At 57.7% G+C, this 13,231-nt stretch carries 12 protein-coding genes; 9 read left to right on the top strand and 3 right to left on the bottom strand.

Annotated features, from left to right (window positions below; all coding sequences use genetic code 11):
* The first annotated feature begins 39 nt into the window (after positions 1-39).
* Entirely contained in the window at positions 40-2,655 is a 2,616-nt protein-coding gene (locus NUX24_RS14630; RefSeq protein ID WP_257832434.1) for a DUF2339 domain-containing protein, read from the top strand.
* Positions 2,652-4,037 (top strand): DUF3999 domain-containing protein, encoded by a 1,386-nt coding sequence (locus NUX24_RS14625; RefSeq protein ID WP_257832432.1) that lies wholly within the window; start codon positions 2,652-2,654, stop codon positions 4,035-4,037. Before NUX24_RS14630 ends, NUX24_RS14625 begins: the two co-directional genes overlap by 4 nt.
* A gap of 43 nt (positions 4,038-4,080) precedes the next feature.
* Here the strand turns inward: NUX24_RS14625 and NUX24_RS14620 are convergent, their stop codons facing one another.
* Positions 4,081-4,683 (bottom strand): peroxiredoxin, encoded by a 603-nt coding sequence (locus tag NUX24_RS14620; RefSeq protein ID WP_014168840.1) that lies wholly within the window; start codon positions 4,681-4,683, stop codon positions 4,081-4,083.
* A 127-nt stretch (positions 4,684-4,810) separates the two neighbouring features.
* The gene (acpH, locus tag NUX24_RS14615) at positions 4,811-5,392 is read right to left on the bottom strand and encodes an ACP phosphodiesterase (protein ID WP_029741678.1); all 582 of its coding nucleotides are present in this window, start codon (positions 5,390-5,392) and stop codon (positions 4,811-4,813) included.
* A gap of 92 nt (positions 5,393-5,484) precedes the next feature.
* Between acpH and queA the strand changes: the two genes are divergently transcribed.
* From queA to NUX24_RS14580, 7 genes are all read left to right on the top strand, one after another.
* A complete protein-coding gene (queA, locus tag NUX24_RS14610; protein WP_126329115.1) occupies positions 5,485-6,555 on the top strand; it encodes a tRNA preQ1(34) S-adenosylmethionine ribosyltransferase-isomerase QueA in 1,071 nt (356 codons plus the stop codon).
* Positions 6,556-6,608: 53 nt separating this feature from the next.
* A complete protein-coding gene (gene tgt, locus NUX24_RS14605; protein ID WP_003859110.1) occupies positions 6,609-7,736 on the top strand; it encodes a tRNA guanosine(34) transglycosylase Tgt in 1,128 nt (375 codons plus the stop codon).
* A gap of 22 nt (positions 7,737-7,758) precedes the next feature.
* On the top strand, positions 7,759-8,091 hold the full coding sequence (gene yajC / locus NUX24_RS14600; RefSeq protein ID WP_003859109.1) for a preprotein translocase subunit YajC: 333 nt from the start codon (positions 7,759-7,761) through the stop codon (positions 8,089-8,091).
* Positions 8,092-8,118: 27 nt separating this feature from the next.
* The gene (gene secD / locus NUX24_RS14595; protein ID WP_071787442.1) at positions 8,119-9,966 is read left to right on the top strand and encodes a protein translocase subunit SecD; all 1,848 of its coding nucleotides are present in this window, start codon (positions 8,119-8,121) and stop codon (positions 9,964-9,966) included.
* Positions 9,967-9,976: 10 nt separating this feature from the next.
* Positions 9,977-10,948, top strand: coding sequence for a protein translocase subunit SecF (gene secF, locus NUX24_RS14590; RefSeq protein WP_024906803.1), 972 nt, complete (start codon positions 9,977-9,979; stop codon positions 10,946-10,948).
* A 141-nt stretch (positions 10,949-11,089) separates the two neighbouring features.
* Positions 11,090-11,455 carry a VOC family protein gene (locus NUX24_RS14585; protein ID WP_257832424.1) on the top strand — a complete coding sequence of 122 codons (366 nt, stop codon included), beginning with the start codon at positions 11,090-11,092 and terminating at the stop codon, positions 11,453-11,455.
* Between the two features lie 14 nt (positions 11,456-11,469).
* Entirely contained in the window at positions 11,470-12,150 is a 681-nt protein-coding gene (locus tag NUX24_RS14580) for a YafY family protein (protein ID WP_257832422.1), read from the top strand.
* Between the two features lie 119 nt (positions 12,151-12,269).
* Here the strand turns inward: NUX24_RS14580 and NUX24_RS14575 are convergent, their stop codons facing one another.
* Entirely contained in the window at positions 12,270-13,148 is an 879-nt protein-coding gene (locus NUX24_RS14575) for a nucleoside-specific channel-forming protein Tsx (RefSeq protein WP_047650659.1), read from the bottom strand.
* Positions 13,149-13,231 lie beyond the last annotated feature (83 nt).

Below are 13,231 nucleotides of genomic sequence, written 5' to 3'. Positions count from 1 at the left end.
TGTCAATCTTAACGGATCGTTTACGGTGAAGGTGGAAACATGGACGAGCTTTACATCCTTGGCTGTTTGTTCCTGGTATTTGCGCTGGTGGTTGCGCCCGTGCTTGCGGTTATTGGCTTTAATCGAAGTACGGCGGCGCGACAGGAGATCGCCCTGCTGCGACAGCGCATTGAGGCGCTTGAGCAGCGCGGCGTGCCTGAAAGCGCGCCGGAGCCGGTGCAGCCTACCGCGCCAGTGGCTGTGACCGCGCTGGCGGTAGAGGACGCTCCCGCGCCTGTCGACCCCTGGCGTTCCGATACTCCCGCAGCCGTGGCAGAACCCGCCCCGGCCCCGGCGCCTGCGGCAAAACAGCCTTCTGCCTTTGGCGGCATGCTGACGTCGCTGGTGCGCTGGTTCATGCAGGGTAATCCGCTGGCGAAGCTTGGGATCCTGCTGCTCTTCCTCGGCCTCTCTTTCCTGCTGCGCTATACCGTCGAACATTCCCTGTTCCCGCTTGAGCTGCGCCTCGTGGCAACGGCGCTGTTTGCCATCGTTTTGCTGGCGGTGGGGTGGCGGCTGCGGCACAGGCAGCGCGTCTATGCGCTGATCCTCCAGGGCGGGGCGACCGGCGTGCTCTACCTGACGGTGTTTGGCGCGTTTCGGCTCTGGCAAATGCTGCCGATGACGCTGGCCTTTGCGCTGCTGGTGGTGATTTGCGCGGCGAGCGTCGGGCTGGCGGTGCTGCAAAAGGCGCTGAGCCTTGCCATGCTGGCGAGCCTCGGCGGGTATCTTGCGCCGCTGCTGTTGTCTACCGGGGGCGGCAGCTTTGTCGCGCTGTTCTCTTTCTATCTCCTGCTTTCCATCGGCATTCTCGTTATCAGTATCTGGCAGCACTGGCGCGAGCTGAATCTGCTCGGGCTGCTGTTTACGTTCGGCGTGGGCGGCCTGTGGGGGCTGAGTGACTACCAGCCTGAAGACTATTGGGTCTGCCAGCTGTTCCTGATTGCCAATACGCTGATATTCGGCGTCCTGAGCGTGGCGCTGTCGCTGCGGGCGCAGGAGAAAGGGAAGCAAATTATTGACGGCGTGCTGCTGTTTGCCCCGCCGCTGATCGGTTTCGGGATGCAGTACGGCATGACCCGGCACTGGGAATATGGCCCGGCCCTGAGCGCGCTGGGATACGGCGCATTTTATCTGGCCCTCGCGTTCCTTGCGCTGCGGCGCTATCCCTCCCTCGGACGACCGCTGGTCATGGCGGCGCTGGCCATCGGAGGCGGGTTCGCCACGCTCGCCATTCCGCTGGCGCTGTCGGCGCGCTGGACGGCGATGGCCTGGGCGCTGGAAGGGCTGGGTATCCTCTGGCTGGGCGTGCAGCAGCACCAGCGTCGCATGAGCTATAGCGGGACGGCGCTGCTGGTGCTGGCGCTCGGCAGCGCGCTGTGGGCGCAAACGAATGGTGTTACGTCCCTGAGCCTGCTCCTTATCTTCGCCATCCTCAGCCTTTGCTGGCTGGCTGCGGCCTGGCTGTGGCGGGCTCTCTTTCTGCCGGTCAGCTGGGCGCTGCTGGCAGGCGGGCTGCTGTTCTGGCTCGTGGCGCTATTGGGCGCGTCGCGGATGGTGCTGAAGCACGAATTGCCGATTCTCGCAGGCGTGCTGGCGCTGACGGCGGCGTCGGCCTGGGGCTGGCGGCAGGCGGCTGCTCGTCTGGCGTGGCGGGAGCTGGATGTCAGTAAATGGCTGCTGTGGCCGGTTATGCTGCTGATGGTGGGTTATCAGCTCTGGCACCAGCAGATCGTTGCCGCCGGCTGGTCAAATCTCGCCTGGTGCGTTGCGCTTCCTGCCGCGCTGATGCTGCTGCGGCGCGACGGTGAAAGACTCCTGCCGCGCATCGCGATGGGGCTGCATCTGTCGCTGTTCTGGATGATTTTGCTGGCGCTGGCCGCCGAGCTTTACTGGTTTGCCCGGTCGTTGCCTTGGGGCATGGCGGCCTGGGGCAGCGGATTAGCGATGGCCGCAGGCGGCGGGGTGATTATGGCGCTTTCTGCAGCCGTACGGCGTCGCGTGTGGCCGTTCCGGGAGTGGCCTGCGCTCTACGCCTGCCTGGCGCCGATCCCTGCCGTCGTGGCGCTGCTGGTACTGCTGGTGGTGACCAATTTCCAGGACGGCGTGGTCTATCGTCAGACCTGGCTGCCGTTGGTAAACCCGCTTGAGGAAGGCGCGGCGTTCGCGCTGCTGGGGCTGGTGGTCTTTTATCGGGCGGTAGATCGCTACTATCCGGCATGGCTTGCGCAAGCGCGTCCGTGGCCCGCCGTCGCGATTATGGCGTTTGGCTTCTGGTGGCTAAACGGTGCACTGATGCGCGCCCTGGCCTGGTACGGCGATGTAGCCTGGAATATGGCATCGCTGTGGGATTCGCGGCTTATCCAGACCAGTTTTGCCCTGTTCTGGATGCTGAGCGCGCTGGTGGTCATGATCCATGCCACCCGTCGGGCTTCCCGGCAGGAGTGGCTCTGCGGTGCCGCGCTGCTGGGCGTGGTGATGGTTAAACTGATGCTGGTGGACAGCGCGGGCGGAGGCGGTTTGCCGCGCGCGGTGGCGTTTATCGGCGTGGCGATACTGGTTCTGATCGTGGGGTATTTCTCACCGCTACCGCCCAAAACAGGAGATGAAAAATGAAATGGATGAAAGCGGTAGCCTGTACCGCGCTGCTGGCGCTTTCCGGCCCGGCGTTTTGCGACGAGGGACAAACGGAATCGCCCCGGGACTATGCCTTTGGTCTTTCACTGGATACGTCGGTTCCTTCCCAGTGGTATCGGGTGCTGCTGCCGCTCGCCGTCTATGAGCAGAGCTCGTCGCCGGATCTGCATGATGTCCGCATCTTTAACCAGTCGGGCGAGCCGGTTCCCTTCAGCCTGGTCAGCGCGACGCGTCCGCAGGCGCCAGCGCAATCCACCGCGCTGCGCCTCTTCCCGCTGGACGCCTCGCCGCTTGCGGCTTCGCAAGGATCCGGTGACAGCGATAAGATCCTGCTCCGTTCCCGAAACGGCGTTGAGATTGTGCTGGAGGGGCAAAAAGCCGCCGCAGCCGGGCAACATTATCTGCTGACCCTGCCGGAAAAGGCGACGGGCGAGATCGCTATATCCCAGCTGCAGCTGCTCTGGAATACCCCGCAGATGCCGTGGCAGGGAACGGCGTCGGTCTATTACAGCGAGGATCTTAAGCGCTGGTATACCCTGCGCGAGGATATGCCCTTGCTGGACGTCGTCAGCGGCAAGGATCGCCTTAAGCTCGATCGGATCGATACCGATACGGTTTTATCTCCCGATGCGAATCGCTATCTCATGGTGGTGCTGAATGCGCAGAGTCAGGGGATAAACTTGACCGGCGTAAACGCAATCAGCGCACCTGCCCAGGCGGCCCCGGAAGCTATCGACCTTGAGGGCGAAGGGGAACAGCTATCGACAAGCGAAGCGCAGTGGCACTGGGCGCGACCGCAGCCGCTGAGTGCTGTCAGCATTTCACTGAACGGCGATGGCGTCCTTCCCGTGGAGATAGCGTGGCGGAGTACGGAGAAAGACGCATGGCACCCCCTGAAGAAAGAGGTCCTTTACCGTCTTGAGGGAAAAACGTCGCCACCGGTTTCGCTTCACGGGGGGCTGGTGCAGGCCGTGAAAATCACGACGCTGAATGCGCGTCTGCCGGAATACCTGCCGAGCGTCACGGGCCATCGCGATCGCTATGACCTGGTGTTCAACGCGCAGGGGAAAGCGCCCTACGTGCTCGCCTGGGGCAATGGAGCGGCTAAGCAGGCCAGCGTGGAGCCCGATATGCTGATCCCGGCCGATCTGCGCAAGACCTATGGTATGGCGAATCTGCCGCAGGCCGATATTCAGGATAATGTCGCATTAGGCGGCGAGGGGCGTCTGACCGCCACTTCTGCGGCCGAGCGGGAGAGCAGGATGAACACCCTGCTGGTATGGGGCGTGCTGATTGCGGGAGTGATTCTGCTGGCGGGCATGGCCTGGCGCATCTGGCGGGAGACGCAGCGTAAGGCATAAAAAAAGGCCCGCATAAGCGGGCCTTTTTCGTAAACCGTGCCGATTACAGGCTGGATACGTTCTCAGACAGGTATTTAGCCACGCCGTCTGGAGACGCGTTCATGCCTTCTTTACCTTTTTCCCACTGAGCCGGGCACACTTCGCCGTGCTCTTCGTGGAACTGCAGCGCGTCAACCATGCGCAGCATTTCGTCGATGTTACGACCCAGCGGCAGATCGTTCACAACCTGGTGACGAACGATGCCGTTAGCGTCGATCAGGAAGGAACCACGCAGCGCAACGCCAGCGTCCGGATGTTCGATACCGTAAGCCTGCTGGATTTCGCGTTTGATGTCCGCAACCATTGCGTATTTCACCGCACCGATGCCGCCTTTGTCGACAGGGGTGTTACGCCATGCGTTGTGTACAAATTCAGAGTCGAAGGAGACGCCAACAACTTCCACGCCACGCTTCTGGAATTCTTCATAACGTTTGTCGAACGCGATCAGCTCAGACGGGCAAACGAAAGTGAAGTCCATTGGCCAGAAGAACAGAACGGTCGCTTTACCGTTGGTGTGCTGTTTGAAGTTGAAGTTTTCAACGATTTCACCGTTGCCCAGAACTGCTGCAGCTGTAAAATCCGGAGCCGGACGAGTTACCAGAACCATATGATTCTCCTGTAGATACTAAGGTTATTTGGAACGCAACGCGAGCCAGTATAGAGAGTGTGCATGGATAAGACAAAGAGGTGGTGACAATCGTTCCGCCAGCTTTTACCTATCAATGTGAATTCTGTTACAGCTGTTTGTTTTTCGCCTGCACCATCATGCGCGGGTAAAACTGCCAGAAACGCGCTTCCAGCGCATCGTAATGTTCATCCAGGTCATACCAGGAGTCGCGCAGCGCATCCAGCCGCGGACGACGGCTCGCCATCCCGTTCAACACGTTCTGGATGAAGTCCATTTCGCGATAGCGCTCCAGCCAGCGTTCCGACCACAGATAGTTATTCAGATTCACAAAGCGCGGCGGCGAGTCGGGCAGAATGATCGACACCTGCTGGTGGGCATAGCGCACAAACGCCGGCAAGGGCATCTCCGGCGACAGCTGTTCCCAGTGGCGCGACAGAAAGTGGTCCCACATCACGTCGAGCGTGATCGGCGCAACGCGGCGCGTTTCAGGGCGAAACCACGCTTTGGCTTCCGTCACTTCCGGCAGCTTATCAGTAAGCACGTCGATGCGGCGGTGCATAAAAATCCCGTCGACAACCTCAGGGGAATAGTCCTCAGCCGGGTTGCCGCGTACGAAATCGGCCAGCAAATTGCCGGACAGGGAGCTGTCAGCGAGGTGAGCGAGATGCAGGTGAGCGAGAAAATTCATGCGTTTTATTTGTCCGGGGGCGGCTAGTTGTTGCAGCAAAAGGGTGTGAGCACTAGACTATGCCGCCTGTTTTTAAGTCACGAGTATACGTCATGCGCGTCGCCGATTTCTCCTTTGAACTACCTGAATCCCTGATTGCTCACTATCCCATGCCTGAGCGCAGCAGCTGTCGCTTACTGTCACTGGATGGGCCAACGGGCGAGCTGACGCACGGTACTTTCACCGATTTGCTCGACAAGCTCAACCCTGGCGATCTGCTGGTCTTTAACAATACCCGCGTGATCCCGGCGCGCCTGTTTGGCCGTAAGGCCAGCGGCGGCAAGATTGAAGTGCTGGTCGAACGTATGCTCGATGATAAACGTATTCTGGCACATATTCGCGCGTCTAAGGCGCCGAAGCCGGGCGCTGAACTGCTGCTGGGCGATGATGAGAGCATCAAAGCGACCATGACCGCGCGCCACGATGCGCTGTTTGAGGTGGCGTTCGATGACGAGCGCACGGTGCTCGATATCCTGAACGCCATCGGCCACATGCCGCTGCCGCCGTATATTGAGCGTCCGGATGAAGAGGCCGACCGCGAGCTGTACCAGACCGTCTACAGCCAGAAGCCTGGCGCCGTCGCGGCACCAACCGCGGGCCTGCATTTTGATGAGCCGCTGCTGGAGAAACTGCGCGCGAAGGGCGTGGAGATGGCGTTCGTGACGCTGCACGTCGGCGCGGGGACCTTCCAGCCGGTGCGCGTGGACAGCATTGAAGATCACATCATGCACTCTGAGTATGCCGAAGTGCCTCAGGACGTGGTGGACGCGGTGCTGGCGGCGAAAGCGCGCGGTAGCCGCGTCGTGGCGGTCGGTACAACGTCCGTGCGCTCACTCGAGAGCGCCGCGCAGGCAGCGAAGAACGATCTTATTGAGCCGTTCTTCGGCGATACGCAGATCTTTATCTACCCGGGCTATCAGTACAAAGTGATTGACGCGCTGGTGACCAACTTCCATCTGCCTGAATCAACGCTGATTATGCTGGTGTCGGCATTTGCCGGTTACCAGCATACGATGGCGGCCTACAAGTCTGCGGTAGAACAAAAATATCGCTTTTTTAGCTACGGGGACGCGATGTTTATCACGTACAATCCGCTGGCTTTGAATGAGCGTGTCGGGGAATAAGTCCGCGGCACCGTTTTACAACGTTGGACTGTTTTTCTGACGTCGGAGAAAAAATGAAATTTGAACTTGATACCACCGACGGTCGCGCGCGTCGCGGTCGCCTGGTGTTTGATCGCGGCGTGGTGGAAACCCCCGCGTTTATGCCTGTGGGCACGTACGGCACCGTAAAAGGGATGACGCCGGAAGAAGTAGAAGCCACTGGCGCACAGATTATCCTCGGCAATACCTTCCACCTGTGGCTGCGCCCGGGTCAGGAGATCATGAAGCTCCACGGCGATCTTCACGATTTCATGCAGTGGAAAGGTCCGATCCTGACCGACTCCGGCGGCTTCCAGGTCTTCAGCCTGGGCGATATCCGCAAGATCACCGAGCAGGGCGTACACTTCCGTAACCCGATTAACGGCGATCCTATTTTCCTCGATCCCGAAAAATCGATGGAGATTCAGTACGATCTCGGCTCTGACATCGTGATGATCTTCGACGAATGTACGCCGTACCCGGCGGACTGGGACTACGCAAAACGCTCCATGGAGATGTCTCTTCGCTGGGCGAAGCGTAGCCGTGACCGTTTTGACTCCCTGCAGAACAAAAATGCGCTGTTCGGCATTATCCAGGGCAGCGTTTACGAAGATTTACGCGATATCTCTGTTAAAGGTCTGGTAGAGATAGGTTTTGATGGCTACGCTGTCGGCGGTTTGGCTGTGGGTGAGCCGAAGGAAGACATGCACCGTATTCTGGAACATGTCTGCCCGCAAATCCCGGCGGATAAACCACGATACCTGATGGGCGTGGGAAAACCAGAAGATCTGGTTGAAGGCGTACGCCGCGGCATTGATATGTTCGACTGCGTCATGCCAACCCGCAACGCGCGTAACGGCCATTTGTTCGTTACCGATGGCGTGGTGAAAATCCGTAACGCGAAGCATAAGAGTGACACCAGCCCGCTCGATTCCGAGTGCGATTGCTATACCTGTCGCAATTATTCTCGCGCGTATCTGCATCATCTCGATCGTTGCAACGAGATTTTGGGCGCGCGTCTCAATACCATTCATAATCTTCGTTATTATCAGCGCTTAATGGCTGGTTTACGTAAGGCTATCGAAGAGGGTAAATTAGAGAGCTTCGTGACCGATTTCTACCAACGTCAGGGGCGGGATGTTCCACCGTTGAACGTTGATTAATTTTAATAATGAGGGAATTTGAATGAGCTTTTTTATTTCTGATGCGGTAGCGGCAACAGGTGCTCCAGCGCAGGGCAGCCCGATGTCTCTGATTCTGATGCTGGTTGTGTTCGGTCTGATCTTCTACTTCATGATCCTGCGTCCACAGCAGAAGCGCACCAAAGAGCACAAAAACCTGATGAACTCCATTGCGAAAGGCGATGAAGTACTGACTAACGGTGGTCTGGTCGGTCGCGTAACCAAAGTGGCTGAAAACGGCTACATTGCTATCGCCCTGAACGACACCACTGAAGTGGTCATCAAACGTGACTTCGTAGCTGCCGTTCTGCCGAAAGGCACTATGAAGGCGCTGTAATCCCAACTTTTCCCAAAGGGAACTGCCGTGTTAAACCGTTATCCTTTGTGGAAGTACATCATGCTGGTCGTCGTGATTCTCGTCGGCCTGCTGTACGCGCTTCCCAACCTGTATGGTGAGGATCCGGCTGTTCAAATCACTGGCGCGCGCGGTGTCGCCGCCAGTGAGCAAACGCTGATCCAGGTCCAGAAAACGTTACAAGAAGAAAAAATTACCGCTAAGTCTGTGGCTCTGGAAGAGGGTGCAATTCTTGCTCGCTTCGACACCACCGACACGCAGCTCCGCGCTCGCGAAGCGCTGATGGGCGTGCTGGGTGACAAATACGTCGTGGCGCTTAACCTTGCCCCTGCAACCCCGCGTTGGCTGGCTGCGATGAACGCAGAGCCAATGAAACTCGGCCTTGACCTGCGTGGCGGCGTTCACTTCCTGATGGAAGTGGATATGGATACCGCGCTCGGCAAGCTGCAGGAACAGAATATCGACAGCCTGCGCAGCGATCTGCGTGATAAAGGCATCGCTTACACCACCGTGCGTAAAGAAGATAACTACGGTATGAGCATCACGTTCCGCGACAGTGCGGCGCGCGATCAGGCTGTAGATTACCTGACCCAACGTCACCGTGACCTGGTGATCACCTCTCAGGGCAGCAACCAGCTGCGCGCGGTGATGACCGATGCGCGCCTGAAAGAAGCGCGTGAATATGCCGTTCAGCAGAACATCAACATTCTGCGTAACCGTGTAAACCAGCTCGGCGTGGCTGAGCCGCTGGTACAGCGTCAGGGTGCTGACCGTATCGTGGTTGAACTGCCGGGTATCCAGGATACCGCGCGTGCGAAAGAGATTCTGGGTGCGACCGCAACGCTGGAATTCCGTCTGGTGAACTCCAACGTCGATCAGTCCGCTGCTGCCGCAGGGCGTATTCCGGGCGACTCCGAAGTGAAACAGACCCGCGAAGGTCAGCCAGTTGTGCTGTACAAACGCGTGATTCTGACCGGTGACCACATCACCGACTCCACGTCGAGCCAGGACGAATACAACCAGCCGCAGGTTAACATCTCGCTGGATAGCGCGGGTGGTAACATCATGTCTAACTTCACCAAGGACAACATCGGTAAACCGATGGCAACCCTGTTCGTGGAGTATAAAGACAGCGGTAAAAAAGATGCGAACGGTCGTGCGGTACTGGTGAAAGAGGAAGAGGTGATTAACATCGCCAATATCCAGTCTCGTCTGGGTAACAGCTTCCGTATCACCGGTATCAACAACCCGAACGAAGCGCGTCAGCTCTCTCTGCTGCTGCGTGCCGGTGCGCTGATTGCGCCAATTCAGATTGTTGAAGAACGTACCATTGGTCCAACTCTGGGTATGCAAAACATCCAGCAGGGCCTGGAAGCGTGTCTGGCCGGTCTGGTGGTTTCTATCCTGTTCATGATCTTCTTCTATAAGAAGTTTGGTCTGATTGCGACCTCCGCGCTGATCGCCAACCTGGTGCTGATTATCGGCATTATGTCCCTGCTGCCGGGGGCGACGCTGACCATGCCGGGCATTGCGGGTATCGTTCTGACTCTTGCGGTGGCGGTCGACGCCAACGTACTGATTAACGAACGTATCAAAGAAGAGTTGAGCAACGGTCGCTCTGTTCAGCAGGCGATTGACGAAGGCTATAAAGGCGCGTTCAGCTCCATCTTCGATGCGAACGTAACAACACTGATTAAGGTTCTTATCCTGTATGCAGTGGGTACTGGCGCGATCAAAGGCTTTGCGATTACAACCGGTATCGGTGTCGCAACGTCAATGTTTACCGCTATTGTCGGCACCCGTGCCATCGTGAACCTGCTGTACGGCGGCAAGCGCGTCAAAAAGCTGTCTATCTGAGGAGTGCGTTGTGGCACAGGAATATACTGTTGAACAATTGAACCACGGCCGTAAAGTCTGGGACTTTATGCGCTGGGACTACTGGGCCTTCGGCATTTCAGGTTTCCTGCTGATTCTGTCCATCGTCATTATGGGCGTGAAAGGCTTTAACTGGGGTCTGGATTTCACCGGCGGTACGGTCATTGAGATCTCCCTGGAAAAACCGGTCGATATGGACCAGATGCGTTTGTCTCTGCAGAAAGCGGGCTTTGAAGAGCCGCTGCTGCAGAACTTCGGCAGCAGCCGCGACATCATGGTGCGTATGCCACCGGTGCACGATGCCAACGGCAGCCAGGAGCTGGGCAGTAAGGTTGTTAGCGTGATTAACGAAACAACCAGCCAGAACGCGGCGGTTAAGCGTATTGAGTTCGTCGGCCCAAGCGTGGGTGCTGATCTGGCGCAGACCGGTGCGATGGCGCTGCTGGTGGCGCTGATCTCCATCCTGGTATACGTCGGTTTCCGCTTTGAGTGGCGACTGGCGGCCGGTGTGGTTATCGCTCTGGCGCACGACGTGGTGATCACCATGGGCATACTGTCGCTGTTCCACATTGAGATTGACCTGACGATTGTGGCATCCCTGATGTCCGTTATCGGTTACTCACTGAACGACAGTATCGTGGTATCTGACCGTATCCGTGAAAACTTCCGTAAGATCCGTCGCGGTACGCCGTACGAAATCTTTAACGTGTCGTTGACCCAGACGCTGCACCGTACCTTGATCACATCCGGTACCACCCTGATGGTGATCCTGATGCTGTTCCTCTTCGGTGGTCCGGTACTGGAAGGCTTCTCGCTGACCATGCTGATCGGTGTCACCATCGGTACGGCGTCGTCTATCTACGTCGCGTCCGCTCTGGCACTGAAACTTGGCATGAAGCGCGAGCACCTGCTCCAGCAGAAGGTCGAGAAAGAAGGGGCGGATCAGCCGTCCATTCTGCCGTAAGGCGACATTCACTGCGTATCAAAATCCCGGTCTGTTGACCGGGATTTTTTTTATCTGCTCCTGACAAACACTCCTGACACTATGCTGTCAGTAGCCCTGTCGTAGACTCCTTCTGAACCCTAATAACAGGCAGGAGGATGTATGAAAAGCGTCATTAACTGGTTCGAAATTCCGGTCGCGGATATGGATCGCGCTATCAAATTTTATGAGCCGGTGATGCAGCTCGCGCTGCGTCGCGAGAAAATGGACTGTGCGGAGCTGGCCGTTTTCCCACATGAGGATCCGGGTACCGGCGGGGCGCTGGCAAAATTTGACGGCGTTACACCGTCTTTGCAGGGCGCTATTATTTACCTGCATACTGACAATCTGGCGGCCACGCTCGATCGCATCGCCTGTGCGGGCGGCGAGTGCGTGTTTGGCCCGCTGGAACTGCCGCATGGCATTGGCACTATCGCATTGTTTACCGACAGCGAGGGTAACCGCGTCGGCCTCCATCAACCTGCCTGAGAGCGGAATAAGATATGACCCGACGCGCTGACCGTTTGTTTCAGATTGTGCAGATCCTGCGGGGCAGGCGTCTGACAACGGCAGCGCATCTGGCGGACCGGCTTGGCGTATCCGAGCGCACGGTCTACCGCGATATCCGCGACCTGTCGCTTTCCGGCGTGCCGGTGGAAGGTGAGGCGGGGAGCGGATATCGGCTGATGTCGGGTTTTGACCTGCCGCCGCTGATGCTGACGAATAAGGAGTCCGAGGCGCTGATGGTCGCGATTCGCCTGCTCAAAACCTGGGGAGGGGAATCGCTTTCGCGCGAGCTGGAGTCGGCTCAGGAGAAGGTGCTGGCTATCCTGCCCGAGGAGAGTCGTCGAAAGGCGGAGCAGACGCGGATCTACGCCCCGGATTTTTGCATGCAAAGCCACTCCCGCAGCGATTTTGACAGGATCCATCAGGCGATTTCCGCCCAGCGCGTGCTGGCGCTGCATTACCGCGATGAAGCCGGACAGCTCTCAAAGCGCGAGGTTCAGCCGCTGGGCTTGTTCTTCTGGGGAGAGCGCTGGCTGCTGGCTGCGTGGTGCGAACGGCGCGATGACTATCGCTGTTTCCGGCTCGACCGATGCCTCAATATTTTGCAGACGGAGAGGCGGTTTAGCGAGAGTGCGGACAGGTCTCTGGCAGATTTTTTGCGCAAGGTTAAGCAGTAAAAAGCCGGGCGGCGAGGTAAAAACAAAACGGCAACGTGTGTTGCCGTTTTTAATGTTTGCACCCTCTCCCGTGGGAGAGGGAAGGGGGGAGGGCATCAGCCCGCACAATCCCGCACTGATTAGAAGTTGTAACCTACAACCAGGTAACCACCCCAACCGGTTGAACGGACGTTTTCTTTCATCCAGTTCAGATCGGCGTCGTCGTTCCACTGTCCACCGTTGTGCCAGTAACGCGCCACAACAGAATAGTGCCAGTGATCGTAGTTCAGCGCCAGGATGTGGCTGGAGGCGATGGAGTCGTTGGTACGCTGCTTAATACCGTTCTCTGCGTAACCGCTCTTATCGCCCAGCTCTGAACCCCAGTCGAAGTTGGTGAAGCCGATGTAGCTCAGGTTACCGCCCCACAGCTGGGTGATTGGCACAAAGTATTTCACTTTGAAACGATAGCCATCCCATTCGTTCTGGTTTTCAGCACCGTAGTTCTGCCACTGATATTTCGCGTACACGTTCAGGGACAGGCTCATTGGCAGTCCGGTATCAACGTCGGTACCCAGACCCATGTACCAGGTGCTCTGACGACCGGACGCGTTGCGGCCCATATCGTAGATATAGTTGTTAGCGAAGTACCACTCTTTGAACGGACCGAAGCTCAGGTCGGTGCCGGTCAGCTTGTCGATAGAGAAGCGCGGTTCGATCTCCATGAACAGCGGAGAACCGTGGTTCCAGATACCTTTTGCCTGCGTGTTACCGCCGAAGAAGACCGGAGCATCCATATAGCCGTAGAAATCAAACCAGTCTTTCTTGGCGAATGCTTCGTATTCCAGGTAGGTATCGTTGCGGATCTGTGGTCCGAAACGGGTGTGGTAGCTGCCGACAACGTTAACGCTCTGGTGCCACCAGTCGGAGAGGTATTGTGGTTTATCGTTTTCCGCTGCGTTAACAGTGAAAGAGGAGGACAGTGCCAGCACGGCGCCAGCTGCGAGTAATGTTTTTTTCATAATCATGCCACTGATTGAAATTCCCTTCCGGGAGTGAAAAATGCGCGAATTGCGTTTCTAAATATTTCGTGTTTCTGCGGTGC

It is taken from the genome of Enterobacter sp. HG048, from assembly GCF_024702055.1.
GTDB lineage: Bacteria > Pseudomonadota > Gammaproteobacteria > Enterobacterales > Enterobacteriaceae > Enterobacter > Enterobacter dykesii.
Note: the sequence above shows the minus strand (reverse complement) of the source record. Positions and strands in the feature narration are given on the sequence as shown.

Excerpts from the sequence above, each read along its gene's own strand:
- NUX24_RS14630 (WP_257832434.1), top strand. The coding sequence starts at position 40 with ATGGACGAGCTTTACATCCTTGGCTGTTTGTTCCTGGTATTTGCGCTG.
- NUX24_RS14625 (WP_257832432.1), top strand. The coding sequence starts at position 2,652 with ATGAAATGGATGAAAGCGGTAGCCTGTACCGCGCTGCTGGCGCTTTCC.
- NUX24_RS14620 (WP_014168840.1), bottom strand. The coding sequence starts at position 4,683 with ATGGTTCTGGTAACTCGTCCGGCTCCGGATTTTACAGCTGCAGCAGTT.
- acpH (WP_029741678.1), bottom strand. The coding sequence starts at position 5,392 with ATGAATTTTCTCGCTCACCTGCATCTCGCTCACCTCGCTGACAGCTCC.
- queA (WP_126329115.1), top strand. The coding sequence starts at position 5,485 with ATGCGCGTCGCCGATTTCTCCTTTGAACTACCTGAATCCCTGATTGCT.
- tgt (WP_003859110.1), top strand. The coding sequence starts at position 6,609 with ATGAAATTTGAACTTGATACCACCGACGGTCGCGCGCGTCGCGGTCGC.
- yajC (WP_003859109.1), top strand. The coding sequence starts at position 7,759 with ATGAGCTTTTTTATTTCTGATGCGGTAGCGGCAACAGGTGCTCCAGCG.
- NUX24_RS14585 (WP_257832424.1), top strand. The coding sequence starts at position 11,090 with ATGAAAAGCGTCATTAACTGGTTCGAAATTCCGGTCGCGGATATGGAT.
- NUX24_RS14580 (WP_257832422.1), top strand. The coding sequence starts at position 11,470 with ATGACCCGACGCGCTGACCGTTTGTTTCAGATTGTGCAGATCCTGCGG.
- NUX24_RS14575 (WP_047650659.1), bottom strand. The coding sequence starts at position 13,148 with ATGAAAAAAACATTACTCGCAGCTGGCGCCGTGCTGGCACTGTCCTCC.